This window comes from Rhodanobacter thiooxydans (assembly GCF_030291135.1).
In the GTDB taxonomy this organism is placed as follows: domain Bacteria; phylum Pseudomonadota; class Gammaproteobacteria; order Xanthomonadales; family Rhodanobacteraceae; genus Rhodanobacter; species Rhodanobacter thiooxydans_A.
In genome coordinates this window covers 2459908-2484044 of the sequence record NZ_CP127409.1, presented here as the reverse complement: position 1 = coordinate 2484044, position 24137 = coordinate 2459908, and the positions used below count along the sequence as shown (strand labels likewise).

General features: G+C 66.2%; 22 protein-coding genes and 5 tRNA genes. 24 read left to right on the top strand and 3 right to left on the bottom strand.

Features of this window, described 5'->3' with window-relative positions; translation table 11 throughout:
- Positions 1-89: 89 nt before the first annotated feature.
- Genes QQA13_RS11495 through QQA13_RS11485 form a run of 3 tightly spaced genes read left to right on the top strand, consistent with a single transcriptional unit; the run spans position 90 to position 2115 of the window.
- The gene (locus tag QQA13_RS11495) at positions 90-1367 is read left to right on the top strand and encodes a YihY family inner membrane protein (RefSeq protein WP_108470688.1); all 1278 of its coding nucleotides are present in this window, start codon (positions 90-92) and stop codon (positions 1365-1367) included.
- Positions 1364-1849 (top strand): TlpA family protein disulfide reductase, encoded by a 486-nt coding sequence (locus QQA13_RS11490; protein WP_108470687.1) that lies wholly within the window; start codon positions 1364-1366, stop codon positions 1847-1849. Before QQA13_RS11495 ends, QQA13_RS11490 begins: the two co-directional genes overlap by 4 nt.
- On the top strand, positions 1849-2115 hold the full coding sequence (locus QQA13_RS11485; protein ID WP_108470686.1) for an acylphosphatase: 267 nt from the start codon (positions 1849-1851) through the stop codon (positions 2113-2115). Before QQA13_RS11490 ends, QQA13_RS11485 begins: the two co-directional genes overlap by 1 nt.
- On the opposite strand, the gene ppk2 is transcribed toward QQA13_RS11485, so the two are convergent.
- The 3 genes from ppk2 to hemA form a co-directional block, all read right to left on the bottom strand.
- Positions 2112-2876, bottom strand: a complete 765-nt coding sequence (ppk2, locus tag QQA13_RS11480; protein WP_108470685.1) for a polyphosphate kinase 2 — start codon at positions 2874-2876, stop codon at positions 2112-2114. The genes QQA13_RS11485 and ppk2 overlap by 4 nt on opposite strands.
- 109 nt (positions 2877-2985) lie before the next feature.
- Entirely contained in the window at positions 2986-4065 is a 1080-nt protein-coding gene (prfA, locus tag QQA13_RS11475) for a peptide chain release factor 1 (RefSeq protein WP_108470684.1), read from the bottom strand.
- A 92-nt stretch (positions 4066-4157) separates the two neighbouring features.
- Positions 4158-5435 carry a glutamyl-tRNA reductase gene (gene hemA / locus QQA13_RS11470; protein ID WP_108470683.1) on the bottom strand — a complete coding sequence of 426 codons (1278 nt, stop codon included), beginning with the start codon at positions 5433-5435 and terminating at the stop codon, positions 4158-4160.
- Positions 5436-5519: 84 nt separating this feature from the next.
- On the opposite strand from hemA, the gene QQA13_RS11465 reads away from it, so the two are divergent.
- The 21 genes from QQA13_RS11465 to rpoB all read left to right on the top strand — a co-directional run bounded on the left by QQA13_RS11465 (position 5520) and on the right by rpoB (position 24101).
- Complete coding sequence (locus tag QQA13_RS11465; RefSeq protein ID WP_234411282.1) at positions 5520-7277, top strand: tetratricopeptide repeat protein; 1758 nt, start codon at positions 5520-5522, stop codon at positions 7275-7277.
- On the top strand, positions 7274-7882 hold the full coding sequence (lolB, locus tag QQA13_RS11460) for a lipoprotein insertase outer membrane protein LolB (RefSeq protein ID WP_108470682.1): 609 nt from the start codon (positions 7274-7276) through the stop codon (positions 7880-7882). The genes QQA13_RS11465 and lolB overlap by 4 nt, the downstream gene beginning before the upstream one ends.
- 71 nt (positions 7883-7953) lie before the next feature.
- Positions 7954-9336: a 4-(cytidine 5'-diphospho)-2-C-methyl-D-erythritol kinase gene (gene ispE, locus QQA13_RS11455; protein ID WP_108470681.1), complete on the top strand. Its 1383-nt coding sequence runs from the start codon at positions 7954-7956 to the stop codon at positions 9334-9336.
- A gap of 48 nt (positions 9337-9384) precedes the next feature.
- A tRNA-Gln gene (locus tag QQA13_RS11450) sits at positions 9385-9461 on the top strand.
- 51 nt (positions 9462-9512) lie between these two features.
- Complete coding sequence (locus QQA13_RS11445; protein ID WP_199909806.1) at positions 9513-10454, top strand: ribose-phosphate diphosphokinase; 942 nt, start codon at positions 9513-9515, stop codon at positions 10452-10454.
- 147 nt (positions 10455-10601) lie between these two features.
- Complete coding sequence (locus QQA13_RS11440) at positions 10602-11273, top strand: 50S ribosomal protein L25/general stress protein Ctc (protein ID WP_108470680.1); 672 nt, start codon at positions 10602-10604, stop codon at positions 11271-11273.
- Between the two features lie 54 nt (positions 11274-11327).
- The gene (gene pth, locus QQA13_RS11435) at positions 11328-11912 is read left to right on the top strand and encodes an aminoacyl-tRNA hydrolase (protein WP_108470679.1); all 585 of its coding nucleotides are present in this window, start codon (positions 11328-11330) and stop codon (positions 11910-11912) included.
- A gap of 114 nt (positions 11913-12026) precedes the next feature.
- On the top strand, positions 12027-13115 hold the full coding sequence (gene ychF / locus QQA13_RS11430) for a redox-regulated ATPase YchF (protein ID WP_108470678.1): 1089 nt from the start codon (positions 12027-12029) through the stop codon (positions 13113-13115).
- Positions 13116-13254: 139 nt separating this feature from the next.
- Entirely contained in the window at positions 13255-13743 is a 489-nt protein-coding gene (locus tag QQA13_RS11425; protein ID WP_108470677.1) for an acyl-CoA thioesterase, read from the top strand.
- Between the two features lie 290 nt (positions 13744-14033).
- Positions 14034-14119, top strand: a tRNA-Tyr gene (locus QQA13_RS11420).
- Positions 14120-14181: 62 nt separating this feature from the next.
- Positions 14182-14255, top strand: a tRNA-Gly gene (locus tag QQA13_RS11415).
- Positions 14256-14377: 122 nt separating this feature from the next.
- Positions 14378-14453, top strand: a tRNA-Thr gene (locus QQA13_RS11410).
- Between the two features lie 74 nt (positions 14454-14527).
- The gene (tuf, locus tag QQA13_RS11405; protein ID WP_108473169.1) at positions 14528-15718 is read left to right on the top strand and encodes an elongation factor Tu; all 1191 of its coding nucleotides are present in this window, start codon (positions 14528-14530) and stop codon (positions 15716-15718) included.
- A gap of 103 nt (positions 15719-15821) precedes the next feature.
- Positions 15822-15897: transfer RNA gene (locus tag QQA13_RS11400), tRNA-Trp, on the top strand.
- An 81-nt stretch (positions 15898-15978) separates the two neighbouring features.
- Positions 15979-16374 carry a preprotein translocase subunit SecE gene (gene secE, locus QQA13_RS11395; RefSeq protein ID WP_108473250.1) on the top strand — a complete coding sequence of 132 codons (396 nt, stop codon included), beginning with the start codon at positions 15979-15981 and terminating at the stop codon, positions 16372-16374.
- 7 nt (positions 16375-16381) lie between these two features.
- Positions 16382-16942: a transcription termination/antitermination protein NusG gene (gene nusG, locus QQA13_RS11390; protein ID WP_108473252.1), complete on the top strand. Its 561-nt coding sequence runs from the start codon at positions 16382-16384 to the stop codon at positions 16940-16942.
- A 297-nt stretch (positions 16943-17239) separates the two neighbouring features.
- On the top strand, positions 17240-17668 hold the full coding sequence (gene rplK / locus QQA13_RS11385) for a 50S ribosomal protein L11 (RefSeq protein WP_027491701.1): 429 nt from the start codon (positions 17240-17242) through the stop codon (positions 17666-17668).
- Positions 17669-17671: 3 nt separating this feature from the next.
- The gene (gene rplA / locus QQA13_RS11380) at positions 17672-18379 is read left to right on the top strand and encodes a 50S ribosomal protein L1 (protein WP_108473249.1); all 708 of its coding nucleotides are present in this window, start codon (positions 17672-17674) and stop codon (positions 18377-18379) included.
- Between the two features lie 350 nt (positions 18380-18729).
- Complete coding sequence (gene rplJ / locus QQA13_RS11375; protein WP_108473248.1) at positions 18730-19263, top strand: 50S ribosomal protein L10; 534 nt, start codon at positions 18730-18732, stop codon at positions 19261-19263.
- A gap of 46 nt (positions 19264-19309) precedes the next feature.
- Positions 19310-19678 carry a 50S ribosomal protein L7/L12 gene (gene rplL, locus QQA13_RS11370; RefSeq protein ID WP_056386853.1) on the top strand — a complete coding sequence of 123 codons (369 nt, stop codon included), beginning with the start codon at positions 19310-19312 and terminating at the stop codon, positions 19676-19678.
- Positions 19679-19940: 262 nt separating this feature from the next.
- On the top strand, positions 19941-24101 hold the full coding sequence (gene rpoB / locus QQA13_RS11365) for a DNA-directed RNA polymerase subunit beta (RefSeq protein WP_108473251.1): 4161 nt from the start codon (positions 19941-19943) through the stop codon (positions 24099-24101).
- Positions 24102-24137: the final 36 nt, after the last annotated feature.

The following is a 24137-nucleotide window of genomic DNA, read 5'->3' as shown; positions in this document are numbered from 1 at the left end:
CGTTTGAGGCATTCACAGCCAATACGCTAGTGTACCGGCCGGTACCCACGATGTTGGCGGTCCGCCCGGCCGCCAGCGAAAGGACAGCGATGATCCGGCGTTTCAACCGCGAGCGCACGAAGAGCTTCAGCCGCTTCATCTGGCAGCGCTTCGTCGACGACAAGTGCTTCGAGACGGCGGGTGCGTTGTCGTACACCACCCTGGTCTCGTTGGTGCCGCTGACGGTGGCGATGTTCGCGATGTTCTCGGCGTTTCCGGTGTTCCAGCCGGCGCGCGACACGCTGATCGACTTCGTGTTCAACAATTTCGTGCCGTCGACCGGCGAGGCGGTGCAGGCGACCATGCTGGGCTTCGCGGCGAACGCCAGCAAGCTCACCGGCATCAGCATCCTGGTGATGCTGTTCAGCGCGCTGTCGATGATGATCAGCATCGAGGACCGGCTGAACCGGATCTGGCGCGTGCACCAGCCGCGCAGCTGGGGCTCGCGCCTGCTGCTGTACTGGGCGGCGCTGACGCTGGGGCCGATCCTGGTGGTCGGCGGCATCGCGGTGACCTCCTACGTGACCGCGGCGCCGCTGCTGCACAGCGCCGCCGACCAGCTCAGCGGCCTCGCGCAAGGCCTGTTGAGCACGTTGCCGTTCGTGGTGACGTTCTTCACGCTGTGGCTGATGTATTCGGTGATCCCGAACTGCAAGGTGTCGCGCCGCGACGCGGCGATCGGCGCGCTGCTCGGCGCGGTGCTGTTCGAGATCGCGCGCTGGGGTTTCGGCCAGTTCGTGCAGCAGGCGCAGACCTACCAGCAGATCTACGGCGTGCTGGCGGCGATCCCGATCTTCCTGCTGTGGATCTACCTGTCGTGGGTGATCGTGATCCTGGCCGCGTCGATCGCCGCGTCGGCGTCCGCGTTCGAGTACCACGCGCCGATGCAGACGCTGCCCGAAGGCGCCGAGTTCCTCGGACTGCTGGTGGTGCTGCGGCACTTCGTCGAGGCGCAGCGCAGCGGCGACTGCGTGGACCCGGCCGACCTGCGCGTGCGCGAGCCGTACCTGCGCAGCGCGCTGATCGCCGCCTACTTCGACGACCTGCAGCAGGCCGACCTGATCCAGCGCGGCGAAGCCGGCGGCTGGCTGCTGTGCCGCAGCCTGGACAGCACCGACCTGCTGCGCGTGTACCGGCATACCGATTACCGCCTGCCGCTGCAGCCGATGGAAGAGGCGCAGGCGCTGGGCATCGCGCTGCCGCCGGAACTGCTGGCGATGCTGGCCGAACTGGCCGCCGCGCTGCAGGCGAAGCTGGGCGCCCGGCTCGACCAGATCTATCCCCCTGCCGCCAACCCGGCGGCTGACACCGAGGAACTTCCCGCATGAGCTTGCTCTCTTTCCTGTCCCGCCCGGCGGCCGTCCTGGCCGCGGCGCTCGCGTTTGCCGCGCCCGCACAGGCGGCGATGCCGGCGCAGCCGACCCTGCACGTCACCACGCTGGACGGCAAGACCTTCGACCTGGCCGCGCAGCGCGGCAAGTGGGTGATCGTCAACTACTGGGCGACCTGGTGCGTGCCGTGCATCAAGGAGATGCCGGACATCTCGCGTTTCGTCGCCGCGCACAAGAACGTCACCGCGATCGGGCTGGCCTACGAGGACAGCGAGCCGGCCGACATCAAGGCGTTCCTGGCCAAGCACCCGGTGGCGTACCCGATCGCCCAGGTCACCCTGGACCAGCCGCCGAAGGATTTCGACGAGCCGCGCGGGTTGCCCACCACCTACCTGATCGGCCCCGACGGCAAGGTGGCGAAACACATCGTGGGACCGGTGACCGAGGCGTCGCTGGAGGCGATCATCGGGGGCAAGTGATGCCCACCGCGCGCTTCATCGTCAGCGGCCGGGTGCAGGGCGTGTTCTATCGCGCCAGCACCCGCGAGCAGGCGCTGGCGCACGGGGTGGCCGGACACGCGAAGAACCGTGCCGACGGCAGCGTGGAGGTGCTGGCCAGCGGCTCGGCCGCGGCGCTTGACGCGCTGGAATGCTGGCTGCGGCAGGGGCCTCCGGCAGCGCGGGTCGAGGCGGTCAACCGCGAGGACCTGCCGGAGCAGGATCTGCACGGCTTCCACACCGGCTAGAACGTATCGGGCACCCACGCCGCCTGGTCGGTGACGTGCTCGGTCTTCGGCTTGCCCTTGAGCTTCGGCAACTTCACCGCGGGCACGGCTTCCTCATGCAGCGGCACCTGCTGCAGCAGGTGCCGGATCAGGTTGATCCGGCCGCGCTTCTGGTCGTTGAAATCGACCACGAACCAGGGCGCGTGGTCGCGCTGCGTGCGCTCGATCATCACGTCGCGCAGCCGGCCCATCTCGGCGTACTTCTGGCGCGCGACCAGGTCCACCGGCGACAGCTTCCAGCGTTTCAGCGGGTCGTCGGCGCGCTCGGCGAAGCGCTTTTCCTGCTCGGCCTGGTCCACCGCCAGCCAGTACTTGATGAGGATGATGCCGTCGTCGGTGAGCAGCTTCTCGAATGCCGGCACGGCGTCGAGGAAGGCCTCGTATTGCGTGCTGCTGCAGAACCCCATCGCGGGTTCCACCACCGCGCGGTTGTACCAGCTGCGGTCGAACAGCACGAACTCGCCGGCGCTGGGCAGGTGGGCGACGTAGCGCTGGAAGTACCACTGGCTGGCTTCGGTGTCGCTCGGTTTCGGCAGGGCCGCGATGCGGTAGCCGCGGGTATCCAGGCTCTCGGTGATGGCCTTGATGGTGCCGCCCTTGCCGGCGGCGTCGCGGCCTTCGAAGATCACCAGCAGGCGCTTGCCGCTGCTGCGCAGGCCGTGTTGCAGCCGTACCAGGTCGAGCTGCAGTGCCTCGATCGCCTTGCGGTAGTGCTTGCTCATGGGTATTCAGCCTCGAAACTTCTCAACCTCGTCATTCCGGCCTTCGCCGGAATGACGACGGGGGCAAGGGGTGACTGCAGGGTAATCCAGCACGCCGTGACGCCAAGGTTCAGGCGCCGCCAAGTGCCTGCAACTGGTCGGCCTGGTGCTCGCGGGTCAGCGTGTCGATCAGTTCGCCCAGGTCGCCCTGCATGATCTCGGGCAGGCGGTACAGGGTGAGGTTGATGCGGTGGTCGGTGATCCGGCCCTGCGGGTAGTTGTAGGTGCGGATGCGCTGGCTGCGGTCGCCGGAGCCGACCTGCAGGCGGCGTTCCTGCGCCTGCGCCGCGCTCTGCTTGCCCTGCGCCTCGTCGAGCAGGCGCGCCTTGAGCAGGCTCATCGCGCGGGCGCGGTTCTTGTGCTGGCTGCGTTCGTCCTGGCACTCCACCACGGTGCCGGTGGGCAGGTGGGTGATGCGGATCGCCGAGTCGGTCTTGTTGACGTGCTGGCCGCCGGCGCCGGAGGCGCGGAAGGTATCGACCTTGAGGTCGGCCGGGTTGATCTCGATCTCGTCGATCTCGTCCAGCTCGGGCAGGATCGCCACGGTCGCGGCCGAGGTGTGGATGCGCCCCTGCGACTCGGTTTCCGGCACGCGCTGCACGCGGTGCGTGCCGGATTCGAACTTCAGCCGCGAGTACGCGCCCTTGCCCTCGACGCGCGCCACGACCTCCTTGTAGCCGCCGTGCTCGCCGGCGTGCTCGCTGAGGATCTCGACGTGCCAGCGGCGGCTTTCGGCGTAGCGCAGGTACATGCGCAGCAGGTCGCCGGCGAAGATCGCCGCCTCGTCGCCACCGGTGCCGGCGCGCACTTCGAGGTACAGGTTGGCTTCGTCGCGCGGGTCCTTCGGCAGCAGCAGGAGCTGCAGTTCGCCGTCCAGGTCGAGCAGGCGTTGCTCCAGCCGGCGCACGTCGTCGCCGGCCATTTCGCGCAGCTCGGGGTCGTCCAGCATCGCGCGGGTTTCCGTCAGCTCGCGCTCGGCCTGGTCGTGCTCGCGCAGCGAGGCGGCGACCGGTTCGAGCTGGGCGTACTCCTGCGACAGCTCGCGGAAGCGCGTGTTGTCGGCGAGCACCTCGGGCTGCGACAGCAGCAGGCCGATTTCCTCATGGCGCTCGGCCAGTGCTTCGAGCTTGCGGCGGATCGATGGGGTCATGGGCTGCAGGGCGATGGAAGAGGGCGGGTGATGAAGCGGGCGCGGCTCCATCGTTGCGGACGTGCGCGGCAGGCGGCAGCAAGCCGCCCTCGCTATTCGTCCCGCGTCCCGGCCTGTTCGTCGTCCAGCCCGTACAGCCGGCCCGCCGCGTGCAGCAGGTCGAGGTCGCCGCTCAGCGCCGCCTCGCGCAGGCGCGCGCTGGGGTGGTGCAGCAGCTTGTTGGTCAGCGTGTTGGCGAGGAAGGCCAGCGCCTCGTCCGGCGACTTGCCGTGGGCCAGCATCGCGCGGGCCTTGCCCAGCACCTCGTCGCGGTAGACCTCGGCATGCTGGCGCATGTCCAGCGCAGGGTTCTTCAGGGTCAGCGCGCGGCGCCAGCCCATGTAACGTTCCACCTGCAGGTCGATGATCGCCTCGGCCTCGTGCGCGGCGGCGGCGCGCGAGCGCAGGTTGTCGTCGATCACCTGGCGCAGGTCGTCGATGCCGTAGAGGTAGACGTCGGGCAACTCGCCCACGCCGGCCTCGATGTCGCGCGGCACCGCGATGTCGACCATGAACATCGGCTTGCGTTTGCGCGCGGCCATCGCCTGCTCGACCATCGCGCGGGTCACGATCGGCTGCCGCGCGGCGGTGGAGGAGATCACGATGTCGGCTTCGGCCAGGTGCTGCGGCAGGTCGGCCAGCGCGATCGCGTAGCCGCCGTGGCGGCCGGCCAGTTCCTGCGCGGTCTCCGGCGTGCGGTTGGCGACGATCAGGCGGCGCACCTGCTTCTCGGCCAGGTGCCGCGCGGCAAGTTCGATGGTGTCGCCAGCGCCGATCAGCAGCACGCAGGCGTGCTTCAGGTCGGTGAACACCTGCTCGGCCAGGCGCACCGCGGTGAACGCGACCGACACCGTGTGCGCACCGATGCGGGTGTCCGTGCGCACCCGCTTGGCCACCGCGAAGGTGTGCTGCAGCAGGCGGTCCATCGGCGCCTTCAGCGACTGCGCCTCGCGCGCGAGCTGGTAGGCGTCCTTCACCTGGCCGAGGATCTGCGGCTCGCCGAGCACCATTGAATCCAGCCCGGTGGCGACGCGGAACATGTGGCGCACCGCGTCGTCCTCGTCGTGCCGGTACAGGAACTCATCCAGCTTGCCGGGGGTCAGATGGTGATGACGATTCAGCCATGCCTGCGGGATGTCCTCCGCGCCTGCCGCGACGCCAACATACAGCTCGGTGCGATTGCAGGTGGACAGGATCATCGCCTCCTCCACGCCGGGCTCGCGCGCCAGTTCGTGCAGGGCATCGCCGGCGGCGTCCGCATCGAACGCTACCTGCTCGCGCAGGCTGACCGGCGCGGTGAGGTGATTGAGCCCGAGGGCGATCAGCGGCATGGTGGTCGGAACATCTCGGCGGCAGGGGGCTGGCGACGTAGGCTAAGCTTGGCGCGACGTCGCCAGGCGGTGACCAGAGCAGGCATGTGGATGGACGGTAGTGTGCGGAGCGGGGCAGGCAAGTTCAAGCAACTGCGGCATTTTACGGCAGTAACGACGCTGGCGCTGGGCCTGGCCGCCTGCGCCGGCGCGCCGCTGCGTTCCACCCCGAAAACGGTCTCCACGCCGCAGCCGCTGGCGCACCTGACGGTGGTCACCCCGGACGCCGACCACGACGTGCTGGCGCAGTTGCTGGCCGGCGAGATGGCGCTGACCCGCACCGACCTGAAGGCCGCCTCCGGCCATTACGACAAGGCGATGGCCTTGAGCAACGACCCGCAGGTGGCCGAGCGCGCCGCCGGGCTGGCAATTGCCGTGCATGACGACGCTGCCGCCCGGCGCGCACTGGATCGCTGGCAGGCGCTGGGCGCCAGGCCCGCCGCGATGGCCCAGGCGCGGGCCCAGCTGGCGCTGGACCGCGGCGATACGACCGAGGCGCGGCGCCAGCTGGAACTTCTGATCGGCAGCGGCGACAAGGACGCCTGGCGGCAGTTCGGCCGCGTGCTGGTGGGCGCCCGCGACCAGGCCCAGGCGGCTCGCCTGCTGGAGGCGCTGGCCACGCCGCAGCGTTTGCCGGGTGACGCGCAGGCGTGGCTGGCGATGAGCGAGCTGGGTGACCGGCTCGGCCGGCACACCTATGCCGTGCAGATTGCCGACGCCGCGATGCAACGGTTCAAGAGCGCCGAGACCTACGCGTGGGCGGCGCAGATGAAGTTCAAAGACGGCGACCACGACGGCGCCCGTGCACTGCTGCAGAAAGCGCTGGCGAAGGAGCCGCAGAACATCCAGCTGCGCCTGGCTTACGCCGGCATGCTCGGCCAGGCCGGCGACTACGCCGGCGCCAGCCGGCTGCTGGCGCATGGTCCGCAGAACGCCGACGTCTTCGTCATGCGCGCCGGACTGGCCGCGCACGAACAGGACGGCAAGGCGCTGGCGGCGCTGTACCAGGAATTACAGAAGGCACCGCCCGAGATCCGCGAAAGCAGCGCCTACCTGCTTGGCCAGCTGGCCGAGATGCAGCATCGCGAAGCCGAGGCGCTGGCCTGGTACGACCAGGTCAGCGACACCGACGAGCACGCGTTCGACGCCGACCTGCGCAGCGCGATGATCCTGCACACGCAGGGCAAGCGTGCCGAGGCGCACGAATTGCTGGGGCAGCTGCAACTGGCCTATCTCGACCAGCCTGCGCAGTTGCGCCAGGCCTGGCAGGCCGACGCCGAGCTGTATCTGCGCGAACAGAACTATGCGAAGGCCGAGGCTGCGTTCAGCCACGCGCTGCAAGTCGTGCCGGACGATCCCGGGTTGCTGTACGGCCGCGGCCTGGCCTATGCGGAAGCCGGCCAGATCGACCAGGCAGTGCAGGACTTCCAGCACCTGCTGAAGCTCAAGCCGGGTGACGTCGATGCCAGCAACGCGCTGGGCTTCACCCTCGCCGATGCGAACCGCGACCTGCCCGAGGCCGAGCGACTGATCCGCGCCGCCCGCGCCGCGAAGCCGGACGACCCGGCGATTGCCGATTCCTGGGGCTGGCTGCAGTACCGCCTGGGCCACCTGGACCAGGCCGCGCAGACCCTGCGCGGCGCCTGGCTGGCGCGCAAGGACGCCGACGTCGGCGTGCACCTTGGCGAGGTGCTGTGGAAGCAGGGTCGCCAGCAGGATGCGCGGCGGGTCTTCGACGAAGTGCGCAAGCTCGACCCGCACAACACCTCCTTGCAGGAAACCCTGAAGCGGTTGCATCCATGAGGCGGTGGCTGTGTTTCGCCGCCGTGGTCCTGCCGCTGCTGCTTGCCGCCTGCGTGCCGCAGGCGGTGCGCGTGAAGGGCGACGCCGGCCTGCTCGGCGCGCAGCTCGCGCGCGAACGGGCGCTGGCGCAGGCCGATCATTGGGTGCTGCAGGGCCGGCTCGGCGTTTCCAACGGCAAGGACGGCGGCAGCGGCAGCTTCAGCTGGACCCAGGACGGCGAGCAGTACGAGTTCGTGCTGCGCGGGCCGGCGATCAGCGGCATGAACTTCCGCCTCAGCGGCGGTCCGGACGGCGCCCTGCTGGAAGGCATGGCGCACGGCCCGTTGCGTGGCCCCGATGCCGAGGCGCTGATGCGCAAGGCACTGGGCTGGGAAGTGCCGCTGCGCGACCTGCGTGCCTGGGTGCTCGGCCTGCGCGCGGACAGCGGTCCGGCCGAACTGAGCTTCGGCGAGAACCGCTTGCCCTCGCTGCTGCAGCAGGATGGCTGGACGGTCGACTACCGCGAATGGGACGACGCGCGCCAGCCGCCGCTGCCGACGAAGGTGTTCGCCGCGAAAGTACCGTACAAGGTGAAGCTGTCGATCGAGTCCTGGCAGTTTCAGTAAGCCCGCCCGGTTGGGTTAGGCTTTGCGCCCTCTGCTGGCCGCGCGGCCGCTTGGCGAATTCCGGAACCCGCATGTCCTTCCCGATCGAACGTGCCGACCCCAGCCAGGTCGAGGCCTTGTGCGCGATCGAGCGCAAGGCCGTGCAGCTGTTCCGCGGCCACCCGGCGTGGCCCAGCTATGCGGCCGTGTCGATCCCGCCGGAACTGCTGCGCCAGGCGATCGACCGCGGCCTGGTGTGGGTGGCGCGGGACGGAACGGGCGCGCCGGTCGGCTTCGTCTGGCTGGATACGGAGCTGGCCGATGGCGCGATCGGCATCGCCGAGATCGACGTACTGCCGGAATACGGCCGGCGTGGCATCGGTGCCGCCCTGGTGGAGCACGCCTGCGCCTGGGCGCGCGAGGCCGGCTACCGGCGGATGGACCTGGGCACGCTGGCCGAGGTGCCATGGAATGCGCCGTTCTATGCGAAGCACGGTTTTGCCACGGTCGACAAGAACGATCCGACGTTTGCGTTCGCACGTGAGCGCGATCGCGAGAACGGCTTTCCCGACGACCTGCGCGTGTTCATGAGCCGATCGTTGCCGCCGCCTGAGCCCGGCGGATGGACGGTGTGGCCGGCGCCGGCCAAGTTGAACCTGTTCCTGCGCATCACCGGCCGGCGGCCGGACGGCTATCACGAGCTGCAGACGGTGTTCCGCCTGCTCGACTGGGGCGACGAGGTGCGCCTGCGCGTGCGCGACGACGGCCTGGTCCGGCGCACGCGCGAGGTGCCGGGCGTGCCCGAGTCCGCCGACTTGGTGGTGCGGGCGGCGCGGCTGTTGCAGGAACGCACCGGCACGCCGCTGGGCGCCGATATCGAAGTGGACAAGCGCATCCCGCTGGGCGGCGGGCTGGGCGGTGGCAGTTCCGACGCGGCCACTGTGCTGGTGGCGCTGAACCAGCAGTGGCGGCTGGGCCTGGACGAGGATGCGCTGGCGGAACTGGGGCGCCAGCTCGGTGCCGATGTGCCGGTGTTCGTGCGCGGCCGTTCGGCGTGGGCCGAAGGCGTCGGCGAGCAGCTCAGTCCGCTGGCGCTGCCGCCGCGTCATTACGTGGTGCTCGACCCGCACGAGCCGGTGCCGACCGCCGCGCTGTTTCAAGCGCCTGAATTGACACGAAATGCGCCGCGGGCGACAATTTCATCCTTTGCTTCCGGTGAAACGACGGAAAACGCCTTCGCGCCGGTGGTGCGCGCGCGGCACCCGCGGGTGGCCGCGGCGCTGGACTGGCTGGGCGGTTTCGGTCAGGCGCGGCTTTCCGGCAGCGGCGGTTGCGTGTTCCTGGAGCTGCGTTCGCTGGAGCGGGCGCAGGCGGTGGCCCGGCAATGTCCGGCGGCATTCACGGCGCATGTGGCCAGCGGTGTCGACATGTCGCCCCTGCACGAGGCAGCGGCGCGCCATCGGGGCGCGGCGTAACGGTTGGCGGCAGGGTCGGATCAGGTACAGCAGATACACAAATATCACTGGGGCGTCGCCAAGCTGGTTAAGGCACGGGATTTTGATTCCCGCATTCGCAGGTTCGAATCCTGCCGCCCCAGCCATTTCATGATGGCCAAGTTTTCGAGGTAACCACTGTGGACACGTCCACCCCGATGATGCTGTTTACCGGGAACGCGCATCGCGCCCTGGCCGAGGACGTCGCCCATCGCCTGGGCGTGCCGCTGGGCAAGGCGCTGGTCGGCACGTTCAGCGACGGCGAAGTGCAGATCGAGATCGAGGAAAACGTCCGCAAGCAGGAAGTGTTCGTGATCCAGCCGACCGGCGCGCCCAGCGCGGTCAACCTGTTCGAGCTGCTGGCGCTGACTGATGCGCTGAAGCGCGCCTCGGCGGCCAGCGTCACCGCGGTGATCCCGTACTTCGGCTATGCCCGGCAGGATCGCCGGCCGCGCTCGGCGCGCGTGCCGATCACCGCCAAACTGGCCGCCAGGATGATCGGCGCCGCCGGCGTCGACCGGGTGCTGACGGTCGACCTGCACGCCGATCAGATCCAGGGTTTCTTCGACATCCCGGTCGACAACGTCTACGCCTCGCCGGTGCTGCTGGCCGATATCTGGCGCAACCACAGCATGGACGACCTGATCGTGGTCAGCCCGGACGTGGGTGGCGTGGTGCGCGCACGCGCGATCGCCAAGCGGCTGGACGATGCCGACCTGGCGATCATCGACAAGCGTCGGCCGCGCGCGAACGTCTCCACCGTGATGAACATCATCGGTGACGTGGACGGCAAGACCTGCGTGATGGTCGACGACATCGTCGATACCGCCGGCACCCTGTGCGCGGCTGCCGCTGCGTTGAAGGATCGCGGCGCGCGCAAGGTCGTCGCCTACTGCGTGCACCCGGTGCTGTCCGGCCCGGCGATCAGCAACCTCGAGAATTCGCATCTCGACCAGCTGGTGGTCACCAATACCTTGCCGCTGCGCCCGGAAGTGCGGGCCTGTGCCAAGATCCGCCAGCTCTCGGTCGCCGAGCTGCTGGCCGAAACCATTCGCCGCATCGCCTTCGGTGAGTCGGTGAGTTCGCTGTACGTGGATTGAGAATTTGAAAGTCCGCCCAGGATGGGCGGTCTTGATGTTCGGCTTTTCGCGGCATGGATGCCGCGTGGAAGTAACCGGCTTTTCTGGTCGCGGAAAAGTCACGAAATCGCCGCGAGGCGGTTCTTCAAAAACCAAGGTAGTAACGAAATGTCCAAGACTCATGAAATCAAGGCGCAAAGCCGCAAGGACGAGGGGAAAGGTGCGAGCCGCCGCCTGCGTCATGCGAGCTTCGTGCCGGCCGTCGTCTACGGTGCCGGCCAGGCGCCGGAAAGCATCCAGATCGAGCACAACACCATCCTGCTCGCCGCCAAGAACGAGTGGTTCTTCTCCTCGGTGCTCGACCTGAATGTCGATGGCAAGGTGCAGAAGGTGCTGGTGCGTGACTGGCAGAAGCATCCGTTCAAGCAGCTGATGATGCACATGGACTTCCTGCGCGTGAACGAGAAGGAAGCGATCCGCGTCAACGTGCCGCTGCACTTCCTGAACAAGGAGAAGTCCGCGGCTGCGAAGACCTCCGGTGTGGTGATCTCGCATAACCTGACGGAAGTGGAAATCACCTGCCTGCCGAAGGATCTGCCCGAGTCCATCGAACTGGACCTGGCCGACCTGAAGCCCGGCGACATCATCCATCTGTCGCAGCTGAAGCTGCCGAAGAACGTCGAGCTGGTCGCGCTGCATGGCGGCGAAGGCCACGACACCGCGGTGGTCACGGCCAACACGGTGCAGGAAGAGGTCGAGGAAGCGCCGGCGGCTGAGGCTGCCGCGCCGGCTGCGGCTCCGGCCGCCGCCGCGCCGGCCAAGAAGGACGACAAGAAGTAAGCCGCGTCGACCCGCGTTCCGCTGGAGCGCGGGTCGTCACTGCTGCTTGTCCGCATGGCTGGTTTGCGACTCATCGTCGGGCTGGGCAACCCCGGCGCCGAATACCTCCGAACCCGGCACAACGCCGGGTTCTGGCTAGTTGATGCCCTCGCCAGCGGGCAGGGCGAGCGCTTCGCCTTCGACGGCAAGCTGCACGGCGAAGCCTGCCGCGTGCGCCTCGGCGGCGAACCGGTGTGGCTGCTGAAGCCGGCCACCTTCATGAACAAGAGCGGCATCGCCGTGGTTTCGGCGCTGCGCTATTACAAGATCGAGCCGGAGCAGTGCCTGGTCGCGCATGACGACCTGGACCTGCCGCCCGGCACCGTGCGCCTGAAGTTCGACGGCGGCCACGGCGGCCAGAACGGCCTGCGCGACATCATGGCCCACCTCGGCCACGGCAGGTTCCATCGCCTGCGCGTGGGTATCGGCCATCCCGGCCACCGCGACCAGGTCACGCCGTGGGTGCTGGGCCGGCCTTCGGCTGCGGACGAGGATGCGATCCTCGATGGCATCGCCCGCGCGCTGGACGTGCTGCCGCTGGCGGTGGACGGCCAGTTCGACAAGGCGATGCAACAACTACATACAGCGTCTGGAACGTAGCGGCCGTCATTCCCGCGCAAGCGGGAACCCATTTTGCTCGGGGCATGCAGCAGCTCAATGATTCCCGCTTTTGTGGGAATGACGCCCGGAACAGCACATACCTCGGAGTTATCCATGGGCATCAAATGCGGCATCGTCGGACTGCCCAACGTCGGCAAGTCCACCCTGTTCAACGCGCTGACCAAGGCGGGCATCGCCGCGGCGAATTTCCCGTTCTGCACGATCGAGCCGAACGTCGGCGTGGTGCCGGTGCCGGATCCGCGACTCAACGCGCTGGCGGCCATCGTCAATCCGCAAAAAGTGGTGCCGACTGCGGTGGAGTTCGTCGACATTGCCGGCCTGGTCGCCGGCGCCTCGAAGGGCGAAGGCCTGGGCAACAAGTTTCTGGCGCACATCCGCGAGGTGGACGCGATCGCCCACGTGGTGCGCTGCTTCGAGGGCGACGTGATCCACGTGGCCGGCAAGGTCGACCCGATCTCCGACATCGAGACGATCGACACCGAGCTGGCGCTGGCCGACCTGGAGTCGGTGGACAAGGCGCTGAACCGTGCCGAGCGCGCGGCCAAGGCGAACGACAAGGAAGCGCTGGCACGCAAGCCGGTGCTGCAGAAATTGTCCGCCGGCCTCAACGAGGGCAGGTCGGCGCGCAGCCTGGGTCTGGACGAGGAAGAGAAGGCGCTGGTGCGCGATCTGTTCCTGCTCACCCTGAAGCCGCTGATGTACATCGCCAACGTCGCCGACGACGGCTTCGAGAACAATCCGCTGCTCGACGTCGTGCGCGCACGCGCCGTTGCCGAGGGGGCCGAGGTGGTGCCGGTGTGTGCGGCGATCGAGGAGGAACTGGCGCAGCTCGACGAGGCCGACCGCGACGAGTTCCTGAAGGACATGGGCCTGGACGAGCCGGGCCTGAACCGGGTGATCCGCGCCGGCTACAAGCTGCTCGACCTGCAGACCTATTTCACCGCCGGCGTGAAGGAAGTGCGTGCGTGGCAGCTGCGCCGCGGCTCCAGCGCGCCGCAGGCGGCGGGTGTGATCCACAGCGATTTCGAGAAGGGTTTCATCCGCGCCGAGACGATCGGCTACGACGACTTCATCCAGTACAAGGGCGAAGCCGGCGCCGCCGCGGCCGGCCGGCTGCGCAAGGAAGGCAAGGAATACATCGTCAAGGACGGCGATGTGCTGCATTTCCTGTTCAACGTCTGAGCGACCTCGCCGCGACTGGTGCCGGCGGTTTCGGAGCAGGGCGCTGGCGGCATCGGGCGGGGCCTGACGCGCCGGCGTGGATCGCCTTCCGGGTCAGGGCATAATGCGAACCCGACATCTCGTCGACAGGTGCCAGCCGATGCCCGGAAAACAGCACGAAGTGACGTTCCGCTTCCTCGCCCAGCCCACCGATGTCAACTTCGGCGGCAAGGTGCATGGCGGCATGGCGATGAAGTGGATCGACCAGGCCGGTTATGCCTGCGCGGTGGGCTGGAGCGGGGCGTATTGCGTCACCGCCTCGGTCAGCGGCATCCAGTTCGTGGCGCCGATCCTGATCGGCGACCTGGTCACGGTGCGGGCGCGCCTGATCCATACCGGCACCAGCAGCATGCACCTGGCGGTCGACGTGCTGGCGCGCGACCTGCGCAAGGACGAGCAGCGCCTGGCGACCAGTTGCGTGATGGTCTTCGTGGCGCTGGACAGCCCGGACGGCAAACCCACCCCGGTGCCGCGCTGGGAGCCGCGCGACGACAACGAGCGACGGCTGCAGGCGCAGGCGAAACAGCTGCTGGAATTGTCCAAGGGCATTGAGCAACTGGTCGACTTGCGTGCAGCTTCGCTGGACTGACGATATCTGCGGAAACATCGCTCGCTGGGGTGGAATCGCTGCCGCAAGGTGTTGACAGTTCGGGGTCCGATCCACACAATACGCGTTCTTTGTTGGACAGATATCCAAGCGGCCAACGTGGCAGGCTGTAAATCTGCCGGCTTGTGCCTCTGGTGGTTCGACAAATTCGTCTGGAACGAATTTGAACAGCCCGCAGGGCTGGCCCCGAAGAGACGAAGGGCAGGATGCCCGGAGTCATCCACCTCCCGGACGCAGGCATCACGCGACAAGTAAAGTTCGAAAAAGATTCTGGAGGGATACCCAAGCGGCCAACGGGGGCAGACTGTAAATCTGCTGGCTTACGCCTTCGGTGGTTCGAATCCACCTCCCTCCACCAGCATTTCAAGTGACACCCGCGACGCGAAAGTGGCGCGACCAGGAGCAGGAGTTCCGCGCAGGGCGGGAGTAGTTCAATGGTAGAACATCAGTTTTCCAAACTGATTACGCGGGTTCGATTCCCGCCTTCCGCTCCATTGCGCTACAAGTGTCCAGTGCCATCGATCGAAGCAGTCGTTGCATAGATCGACGCTTTTTTGAATTGTCCAGCATGGATGCTGGTTTGTTCTTTGCCATCATGGAGGATGGCTAAAACTTTGCTCATGTAGCTCAGTCGGTAGAGCACTTCCTTGGTAAGGAAGAGGTCACAGGTTCGATTCCTGTCATGAGCACCACTCATTCGGCCGTCATGGCCGGCCCTGAAACGGGCGTTTTCTCAATTCATTGACTCCATCGGGGTTTAGCGCGCATGGCAAAGGGTAAATTCGAACGCACCAAGCCGCATGTCAACGTCGGCACGATTGGTCACGTGGATCACGGCAAGACGACGCTGACGGCAGCGCTGACGAAGGTCGGCGCGGAGCGCTTCGGTGGCGAGTTCAAGGATTACAGCGCGATCGACGCGGCGCCGGAAGAGAAGGCGCGCGGCATCACGATCTCGACGGCGCACGTGGAATACGAGTCGCCGATCCGCCACTACGCGCACGTGGACTGCCCGGGCCATGCCGACTACGTGAAGAACATGATCACCGGTGCGGCGCAGATGGACGGCGCGATCCTGGTGTGCTCGGCCGCCGATGGCCCGATGCCGCAGACGCGCGAGCACATCCTGCTGAGCCGTCAGGTCGGCGTGCCGTACATCGTGGTGTTCCTGAACAAGGCGGACATGGTCGACGACGCCGAGCTGCTCGAGCTGGTCGAGATGGAAGTGCGCGAGTTGCTCAGCAAGTACGACTTCCCGGGCGACGACACGCCGATCATCCACGGTTCGGCGCTGAAGGCGCTGGAAGGTGATCAGAGCGAGATCGGCGTGCCGGCGATCATCAAGCTGGTGGACGCGCTGGACAGCTACATCCCGGAGCCGGTACGTGCGATCGACAAGCCGTTCCTGATGCCGGTGGAAGACGTGTTCTCGATCTCGGGCCGCGGTACCGTGGTGACCGGTCGTATCGAGCGCGGAATCATCAAGGTCGGTGACGAAATCGAAGTGGTCGGCATCCGCGACACGCAGAAGACGACCGTGACCGGCGTGGAAATGTTCCGCAAGCTGCTGGACCAGGGTCAGGCGGGCGACAATGCCGGTCTGCTGCTGCGCGGCCTGAAGCGTGACGACGTGGAGCGTGGCCAGGTGCTGGCCAAGCCGGGCACGATCACCCCGCACACCGATTTCGAAGCCGAAGTCTACGTGCTGTCGAAGGACGAGGGTGGCCGTCATACGCCGTTCTTCAAGGGTTACCGTCCGCAGTTCTATTTCCGCACGACCGACGTGACCGGCGCCTGCCAGCTGCCGGAAGGCGTGGAAATGGTGATGCCGGGCGACAACGTGAAGATGGTGGTGAGCCTGATCCACCCGATCGCGATGGACGAAGGCCTGCGTTTCGCCATCCGCGAAGGCGGCCGCACCGTCGGCGCCGGCGTGGTGGCCAAGGTCATCAAGTAATACACCGGGAATAGAGAGTCGGGAATCGGGAATCGCTGGAGCGAAGCACGACACGCTCCAGATCGGTTACCATTCCCGATTCTCTATTCCCAATTTCCGTTTTACGCCAGTAGCTCAATTGGCAGAGCAGCGGTCTCCAAAACCGCAGGTTGGGGGTTCAAGTCCCTCCTGGCGTGCCACTTCCCCGAGGACCGAGACGGGTGACGATGGCAGGGCCGGCCGCAAGGCACGGCATGCTGCTGACACCGAGTCGCTAGTACATGAATACCAAGGCAGAACAGCCCAAGGGCACGAACGCCGCCGACATCGGCAAGCTGGTACTGGCGGGTCTGGTGCTGGCTGCCGGTATCTTCGCCTATTCCTGGTTCGGTCGGGACGGCAGCATTTCCTCGTCGGTACGCCTGCTGGGCGTGCTGGCCGCATTTGTGGTGGCGCTGGCGATCGCCGCGTTCACCGCGCTGGGCCGGCGGGTGCGGAATTTCATCGCCGAGTCGCAGTTCGAGATGCGCAAGGTGGTCTGGCCGACTCGCGACGAGACGATCAAGACGACCGGCATCATCATCCTGGTGGTGATCGTGCTGTCGTTGCTGCTAGGTCTTATCGACCTGATCCTGAAGTCGGTCATTCTCGACTGGCTGCTGAAGCTGGGTAGCTGAGGTGAGCATGAGCAAGCGCTGGTACGTGGTGCACGCCTATTCGGGCTTCGAGAACCAGGTGAAGCGTTCCCTCGAGGAGCGCGTCAAGCGTGCCGCGATGGAAGAGAAGTTCGGCGAAGTGCTGGTGCCGACCGAGGAAGTGATCGAGATGCGCGGTGGCCAGAAGCGCCGCAGCGATCGCAAGTTCTTCCCTGGCTACGTGCTGGTGCAGATCGAGACGAACACCGAGGGCAAGTCGCCCCGGATCGACGACGAATGCTGGCATCTGATCAAGGAAACCCCGAAGGTGATGGGGTTCATCGGCGGCACCGCCGACCGCCCGCTGCCAATCAAGGACAGCGAGGCCGACGCCATCCTCAGTCGCGTGCGCGAGGGTGTCGAGAAACCCAAGCCCAAGGTGCTGTTCGAGCCGGGTGAGATGGTGCGCGTCACCGAGGGCCCGTTCAACGATTTCAACGGCGTGGTCGAGGAAGTCAACTACGAGAAGAGTCGCCTGCGCGTGGCGGTACTGATCTTCGGCCGCTCCACCCCGGTAGAACTGGAGTTCGGCCAGGTCGAAAAGGCCTGAGTCCAGGGAGAAGGTTGCCCGAAGCGAACCCGCTCGGCACCTTCGCCCTTCCCCGCCTGCGGGGGAGAGTGGACTCCGACCAACCCGATCCGCTCCGCTTTTGATTTCCCCCAGGTGCCGCAACTGGCACGGGGCTTGCTGATGATCCGGTAAATCTCTATACTGCGCGGTTCACGCGGGGTCTTTTTGGCCCGGCGTGCCTGCGTTTCGGATCTGCACGAGGCAGATCTTCCTTCCATCCACGGAACGGTGAACAGCGAGGAGCCGCAAGGCGCCTGAACTCGCGAGGAAAATCCCATGGCAAAGAAAGTTGTCGGTTACATCAAACTGCAGGTCAAGGCCGGTCAGGCCAACCCGTCGCCGCCGGTGGGCCCCGCCCTCGGCCAGCGCGGCCTGAACATCATGGAGTTCTGCAAGGCGTTCAATGCCGCCACGCAGAAGCTGGAGCCGGGTCTGCCGATTCCGACCATCATCACCGCGTACTCCGACCGCAGCTTCACCTTCATCACCAAGACCCCGCCCGCCACGATCCTTCTGAAGAAGGCCACCGGCGTCGCCAAGGGTTCGCAGAAGCCGAACACCGACAAGGTGGGCAAGGTCACCCGCAAGCAGCTGGAAGACATTGCCAAGCAGAAGGAGCCGGATCTGACGGCTGCCGATCTCGACGCCGCGGTGCGCACCATTGCCGGTAGCGCCCGCAGCATGGGCCTTGTGGTGGAGGGTTAAGACATGGCAAAGCTCACGAAACGTATGAAGTCGGCGCAGGCCGCGGTGCAGCCGGGCAAGTTCTATGGCCTGGAAGAAGCCCTGAAGATCGTCAAGGACAACGCCAAGGCGAAGTTCGCCGAGTCGGTGGACGTGGCCGTGCGTCTGGGCATCGACGCGAAGAAGTCCGACCAGGGCGTGCGCGGTTCCTCGCTGCTGCCGCATGGCACCGGCAAGACCGTCAAGGTGGCCGTGTTCTGCCCGCCGGGCGAGAAGGCCGAGGCAGCCAAGGCTGCCGGCGCCGATGCTGTCGGCATGGACGACCTAGCCGAGCGCATGCAGGGCGGTGATCTCGACTTCGGTCGCGTGATCGCCACGCCGGACGCGATGCGCGTGGTCGGCAAGCTGGGCCAGCTGCTCGGCCCGCGCGGCCTGATGCCGAACCCGAAGGATGGCTCGGTCACCGCCGACGTCGCTACCGCGGTGAAGAACGCCAAGGCCGGCCAGGTGAAGTTCCGCAACGACAAGGCGGGCATCATCCACGCCACCATCGGCAAGGCCAGCTTCGAGGCCGCCCAGCTGGCGGACAACCTCAACACGCTGATCGCCGACCTGCTGAAGGCCAAGCCGGCCACCGCGAAGGGCCAGTTCCTGCAGAAAGTGGCGTTGTCCAGCACGATGGGCGTCGGCGTTGCCGTTGATACCTCGTCGCTGGCCATCTCCGCGAAGTAAGAATCAAGTCCCGTACTGGCCTGGTGCCGGTGCGGGCAGTTTTTGAGGGCAGTTCCGACCTTCGCAGGAAAGTCGGGACCGCTGTCAAAGACCGCAGGCGCGATCAACGCGCGACGACGACGGGCAGGGAGCTCGGTTTTGGCATGGAATCGCCGCGTCGCCAACGGGATCGCTTAATCGGGTTTCTCGCAAATCCGGCCTGCGCAGATGGTGCTGCCCCTTCTGGAATCGTTCGATTTGTTCTGGAAAGGCCAACACCCGGGACGCGTAGCGTCCCCGACGTCACGGATGGCGTCGCCCAGGACCGCAAGCGGCAGGAGCCGCAAGCGGAGTTCATTTGGAGGAGTGCAATGGCTCTCAATCTGTCTCAGAAGCAAGAAGTAGTCGCAGAACTGGCAGAAGTTGCCGCGAAGGCTCACTCCCTGGTCGCTGCCGAGTATGCGGGCACCACGGTCGCTCAGATGACCGCGATGCGCAAGAAGGCCCGCGAATCCGGTGTGTACTTGCGAGTTGTCAAGAACACGCTGGCGTCGCGCGCCGTGGCTGGTACCGAATTCGAGGTCGTCAAGGACGCCCTGGTCGGTCCGCTGCTGTACGCATTCTCGACGGAAGAACCCGGTGCCGCCGGGCGTCTGATCAAGGAATTCGCCAAGGGCAACGACAAGCTGAAGGCGAAGCTCGTCTCGGTGGAAGGCAAGCTGCTTCCGGCCGAGCACGTCGACGTGCTGGCCTCGCTGCCGACCCGCGAACAGGCGCTGGCCATGCTGGCCCGTGTGCTGGCCGAGCCGGCCACGATGTTCGCCCGCGTGATCAAGGCCGTGGCCGATCAGCAGGGTGGTGGCGAAGTCGCTGCCGAAGCACCGGCCGAAGCCGAGCCCGCCTGAGTTCTTTCGTCTTACAAACCGAATCCATTTCCAGAGGTAAAACAAAATGTCCCTGACCAACGAACAGATCGTTGAAGCCGTCGCCGCCAAGTCGCTGATGGAAGTGATGGACCTGGTGAAGGCCATCGAAGAGAAGTTTGGCGTGACCGCCGCCGCTCCGGTTGCCGTGGCCGGCCCGGCCGCTGCTGCCCCGGTTGCCGAAGCGCAGACCGAGTTCGACGTCATCCTGAAGACCGCCGGCGCCAAGAAGGTCGACGTGATCAAGGCTGTCCGCGCGATCACCGGCCTGGGCCTGAAGGAAGCCAAGGACCTCACCGAGGCCGGTGGCGTCCTGAAGGAAGCCGTGTCGAAGGAAGACGCCGAGAAGTTCAAGAAGGACCTCGAAGCTGCCGGCGCCACGGTCGAACTGAAGTAATCGGCGCCCTTGCGCGCCGTCAGTTTGATCTAGCGTCAAGCAAGCCTGGGGGCGAAAGCCCCCGGGCTTTGCCCGTTTGAACGGGAATGGGGAATGGAGAATAGGGAATCGTCAGCAGCACCGGCCTTCGGGCTTTGCCGATTCCCTATTCTCGATTCCCGCATCCCCGCCCGGATGGCCTTGGCCATCCGGCAAATACAGTTTTTTCATTCAGCCGGTGCGTGCACCACCGGCGTCACTGCGAACCGAGGCGCTACCGATCATGGCCTACTCGTTTACCGAGAAGAAACGCATCCGCAAGGATTTTGGCAAGCGTCCGCCCGTACTGGGCGTGCCGAACCTGCTGACCATCCAGACTGATTCCTACCGGGAGTTTCTGCAGGAGCATGTCGCGCCGAAACAGCGCGGCGACAAGGGTTTGCATGCCGCGTTGAAGTCGGTGTTCCCGATCTCCAGCTATTCGGGCAATGCCGCACTCGAGTACGTCGACTACCGCCTGGGCGAGCCGGCGTTCGACGAGCGCGAATGCCGCAATCGAGGCATGACCTACGGTGCGCCGCTGCGCACCACCGTGCGCCTGGTGATCTACGACAAGGACAGCCCGGCCTCGAAGAAGGTGGTGAAGTACATCAAGGAGCAGGAGGTCTACATGGGCGAGATTCCGCTCATGACCGACACCGGCACCTTCATCATCAACGGCACCGAGCGCGTGATCGTCTCGCAGCTGCATCGTTCGCCTGGCGTGTTCTTCGACCACGACCGCGGCAAGACGCACAGCTCGGGCAAGTTGCTGTTCTCCGCCCGCGTGATTCCTTACCGTGGTTCGTGGCTGGACTTCGAGTTTGACCCGAAGGACGCGCTGTTCACCCGCATCGACCGTCGCCGCAAGCTGCCGGTGACCGTGCTGCTGCGCGCGCTCGGCTACAACAACGAGGAGATGCTGGGCATCTTCTTCGAGCACAACGTGTTCCACCTGGGCAAGAAGGGCGGCACCACGCTGGAGCTGGTCGCCGAGCGCCTGCGCGGCGAAACGCTCTCCTTCGACCTGGCCATCGGTGGCAAGGTGCTGGTGGAAGCCGGCAAGCGCATCACCGCGCGCCACGTGCGCCAGCTCGCTGCGGAGAACATCACTGCGCTGGAAGTGCCGGACGACTACCCGGTCGGCCGCATCGTGGCGACCGACATCGTCGATGCCAAGACCGGCGAGCTGCTGGCCTCGGCCAACGACGAGATCACCGCCGAGCAGCTGGAGAACTTCCGCAAGGCCGGCATCGAAGTCGTGCCCACGCTGTACGTCAACGACCTCGACCGTGGCGCCTATATCTCGCACACCCTGCGCATCGACAACACCAAGACGCCGCTGGAGGCGCTGGTGGAGATCTACCGCATGATGCGCCCGGGCGAGCCGCCGACCAAGGACGCTGCGCAGAATTTGTTCTTCAACCTGTTCTTCACCTTCGACCGTTACGACCTGTCGGCGGTCGGCCGGATGAAGTTCAACCGCCGCGTGGGCCGCAAGGAAATCCTCGGCCCGGGCGTGCTGTACGACCACAAGTACTTCAGCGAGCGCAAGGAAGAGGAGTCGCAGCGGCTGGTCAAGGAGCAGGGCGAATCGTCCGATATCCTCGACGTGCTGAAGGTGCTGATCGACATCAAGAACGGTCATGGCACCGTCGACGACATCGACCACCTGGGCAACCGCCGCGTGCGTTCGGTCGGCGAGATGGCCGAGAACACCTTCCGCATCGGCCTGGTGCGCGTCGAGCGTGCGGTGCGCGAGCGCCTGTCGCTGGCCGAGGCCGACGGCCTGACCCCGCAGGACCTGATCAACGCCAAGCCGGTCGCGGCGGCGGTGAAGGAGTTCTTCGGCTCGTCGCAGCTGTCGCAGTTCATGGACCAGAACAACCCGCTGTCCGAAGTGACGCACAAGCGCCGCGTTTCCGCGCTGGGGCCAGGCGGCCTGACCCGCGAGCGCGCCGGCTTCGAAGTGCGTGACGTGCATCCGACCCACTACGGCCGCGTGTGCACCATCGAGACGCCGGAAGGTCCGAACATCGGCCTGATCAACTCGCTGGCCGTGTACGCCCGCACCAACGCCTACGGCTTCCTCGAGACGCCGTACCGCAAGGTCGCCAACAGCAAGGTCACCGACAAGGTCGACTACCTCTCGGCCATCGAGGAAGGCGACCACGTGATCGCCCAGGCGAACTCGCCGCTGGACAAGCACGGCGCGTTCCTGGAGGACTTCGTGTCCTGCCGTTTCCGCGGCGAATCCGAGCTGCGTCCGGCCGCCGAGGTCGACTACATGGACGTCTCGCCGATGCAGACCGTGTCGGTCGCCGCGGCGCTGGTGCCGTTCCTGGAGCACGATGACGCGAACCGCGCGCTGATGGGCGCGAACATGCAGCGTCAGGCCGTGCCGACGCTGCGTTCGCAGACCCCGCTGGTGGGCACCGGCATCGAGCGCGCGGTGGCGCGTGACTCGGGCGTCATCGTCTCCGCCAAGCGCGGCGGCGTGATCGACCAGGTCGATGCGGCACGTATCGTGGTGCGCGTGAACGAGGAAGAGGTCGGCGACAACGACGCCGGCGTCGACATCTACACGCTGACCAAGTACACCCGCTCCAACCAGAACACCAACCTCAACCAGCGTCCGCTGGTGAACGTGGGCGACGTGGTGGCGAAGGGCGACACGCTGGCCGACGGTTCGTCGACCGACCTGGGCGAGCTCGCGCTCGGCCAGAACATGCTGATCGCGTTCATGCCGTGGAACGGCTACAACTTCGAAGACTCGATCCTGCTCTCCGAGCGCGTCGTGCAGGAAGACCGCTACACCTCGATCCACATCGAGGAGCTGTCCTGCATCGCGCGCGACACCAAGCTGGGCGCCGAGGAAATCACCGCCGACATCCCGAACGTGGGCGAACAGGCGCTGGCGCGTCTGGATGAATCCGGCATCGTCTACATCGGTGCGGAAGTGAAGGCCGGCGATATCATGGTCGGCAAGGTCACGCCGAAGGGCGAGAGCCAGCTGACCCCGGAAGAGAAGCTGCTGCGCGCGATCTTCGGCGAGAAGGCGTCCGACGTGAAGGACTCGTCCTTGCGCGTGCCGCCGGGCATGGACGGCACCGTCATCGACGTGCAGGTCTTTACCCGCGACGGCATCGAGAAGGACAAGCGCGCCAAGCAGATCGAGGAAACCGAGGTCAAGCGGGTCCGCAAGGATCTGGACGACCAGTTCCGCATCCTCGAAGGCGCGATCTACAGCCGCATGCGCACCCAGCTGGTCGGCAAGTCCGCGATGAGCGGCCCGGGCGGCCTGAAGCGCGGCGCCGAGATTACCGACGCCTACCTCGACGGCCTGAAGAAGGACGACTGGTTCAAGATCAACGTCAAGGACGAGGACGTCACCGAGTTCCTCGAGCGCGCCGCCGACCAGATCAAGCGCCACAAGGAAGAGTTCGACAAGCGCTTCAAGGAGAAGCAGGGCAAGATCACCCAGGGCGACGACCTCGCGCCGGGCGTGCTGAAGATGGTCAAGGTGTTCCTGGCCGTGAAGCGCCGCATCCAGCCGGGCGACAAGATGGCCGGCCGCCACGGCAACAAGGGCGTGGTGTCGAACGTGGTGCCGGTGGAGGACATGCCGTACTCCGCCGACGGTGTGCCGGTCGACATCGTGCTGAACCCGCTGGGCGTGCCGTCGCGCATGAACATCGGGCAGATCCTGGAAGTGCATCTGGGCTGGGCCGCCAAGGGCCTAGGCAAGAAGATCCAGAAGATGCTCGAGGCGCAGGAGAAGGTGGCCAAGATCCGCGAGTTCCTCGACCAGATCTACAACACCCATGTGGCCGGTGCCGTGCAGCACGTCGACCTGAAGTCGCTCACCGACAAGGAGATCTTCGCGCTCGCCACCAACTTGCAGGAAGGCGTGCCGATGGCGACGCCGGTGTTCGACGGTGCCGAAGAGACCGAGATCAAGGCGATGCTGAAGCTGGCTGATCTGCCGGAATCCGGTCAGACCATGCTGTTCGACGGTCGCACCGGCGAGGCGTTCGATCGACCGGTCACCGTCGGCTACATGCATTACCTGAAGCTCAACCACCTGGTCGACGACAAGATGCACGCGCGCTCCACCGGCCCGTACTCGCTGGTCACCCAGCAGCCGCTGGGCGGCAAGGCGCAGTTTGGCGGCCAGCGTTTCGGCGAGATGGAAGTGTGGGCGCTGGAAGCCTACGGCGCGGCCTACACCCTGCAGGAAATGCTGACGGTGAAGTCCGACGACGTGCAGGGCCGCAACCAGATGTACAAGAACATTGTCGACGGCAATCACGAAATGTCCGCGGGCATGCCGGAGTCCTTCAACGTGCTGGTGAAGGAAATCCGCTCGCTCGCCATCGACATCGATCTGGAAGAGATCAAGTGATCGACGGGATTCGGGCCTCGGGATTCGGGATCTGCA

Excerpts from the sequence above, each read along its gene's own strand:
- ppk2 (WP_108470685.1), bottom strand. The coding sequence starts at position 2,876 with ATGAGCAAGCACTACCGCAAGGCGATCGAGGCACTGCAGCTCGACCTG.
- QQA13_RS11490 (WP_108470687.1), top strand. The coding sequence starts at position 1,364 with ATGAGCTTGCTCTCTTTCCTGTCCCGCCCGGCGGCCGTCCTGGCCGCG.
- rplA (WP_108473249.1), top strand. The coding sequence starts at position 17,672 with ATGGCAAAGCTCACGAAACGTATGAAGTCGGCGCAGGCCGCGGTGCAG.
- rpoB (WP_108473251.1), top strand. The coding sequence starts at position 19,941 with ATGGCCTACTCGTTTACCGAGAAGAAACGCATCCGCAAGGATTTTGGC.
- QQA13_RS11440 (WP_108470680.1), top strand. The coding sequence starts at position 10,602 with ATGTCCAAGACTCATGAAATCAAGGCGCAAAGCCGCAAGGACGAGGGG.
- QQA13_RS11495 (WP_108470688.1), top strand. The coding sequence starts at position 90 with ATGATCCGGCGTTTCAACCGCGAGCGCACGAAGAGCTTCAGCCGCTTC.
- ychF (WP_108470678.1), top strand. The coding sequence starts at position 12,027 with ATGGGCATCAAATGCGGCATCGTCGGACTGCCCAACGTCGGCAAGTCC.
- rplL (WP_056386853.1), top strand. The coding sequence starts at position 19,310 with ATGTCCCTGACCAACGAACAGATCGTTGAAGCCGTCGCCGCCAAGTCG.
- tuf (WP_108473169.1), top strand. The coding sequence starts at position 14,528 with ATGGCAAAGGGTAAATTCGAACGCACCAAGCCGCATGTCAACGTCGGC.
- ispE (WP_108470681.1), top strand. The coding sequence starts at position 7,954 with ATGTCCTTCCCGATCGAACGTGCCGACCCCAGCCAGGTCGAGGCCTTG.
- pth (WP_108470679.1), top strand. The coding sequence starts at position 11,328 with ATGGCTGGTTTGCGACTCATCGTCGGGCTGGGCAACCCCGGCGCCGAA.
- QQA13_RS11485 (WP_108470686.1), top strand. The coding sequence starts at position 1,849 with ATGCCCACCGCGCGCTTCATCGTCAGCGGCCGGGTGCAGGGCGTGTTC.
- QQA13_RS11445 (WP_199909806.1), top strand. The coding sequence starts at position 9,513 with ATGATGCTGTTTACCGGGAACGCGCATCGCGCCCTGGCCGAGGACGTC.
- secE (WP_108473250.1), top strand. The coding sequence starts at position 15,979 with ATGAATACCAAGGCAGAACAGCCCAAGGGCACGAACGCCGCCGACATC.
- lolB (WP_108470682.1), top strand. The coding sequence starts at position 7,274 with ATGAGGCGGTGGCTGTGTTTCGCCGCCGTGGTCCTGCCGCTGCTGCTT.
- QQA13_RS11425 (WP_108470677.1), top strand. The coding sequence starts at position 13,255 with ATGCCCGGAAAACAGCACGAAGTGACGTTCCGCTTCCTCGCCCAGCCC.
- nusG (WP_108473252.1), top strand. The coding sequence starts at position 16,382 with ATGAGCAAGCGCTGGTACGTGGTGCACGCCTATTCGGGCTTCGAGAAC.
- rplK (WP_027491701.1), top strand. The coding sequence starts at position 17,240 with ATGGCAAAGAAAGTTGTCGGTTACATCAAACTGCAGGTCAAGGCCGGT.
- QQA13_RS11465 (WP_234411282.1), top strand. The coding sequence starts at position 5,520 with ATGTGGATGGACGGTAGTGTGCGGAGCGGGGCAGGCAAGTTCAAGCAA.
- prfA (WP_108470684.1), bottom strand. The coding sequence starts at position 4,065 with ATGACCCCATCGATCCGCCGCAAGCTCGAAGCACTGGCCGAGCGCCAT.
- rplJ (WP_108473248.1), top strand. The coding sequence starts at position 18,730 with ATGGCTCTCAATCTGTCTCAGAAGCAAGAAGTAGTCGCAGAACTGGCA.
- hemA (WP_108470683.1), bottom strand. The coding sequence starts at position 5,435 with ATGCCGCTGATCGCCCTCGGGCTCAATCACCTCACCGCGCCGGTCAGC.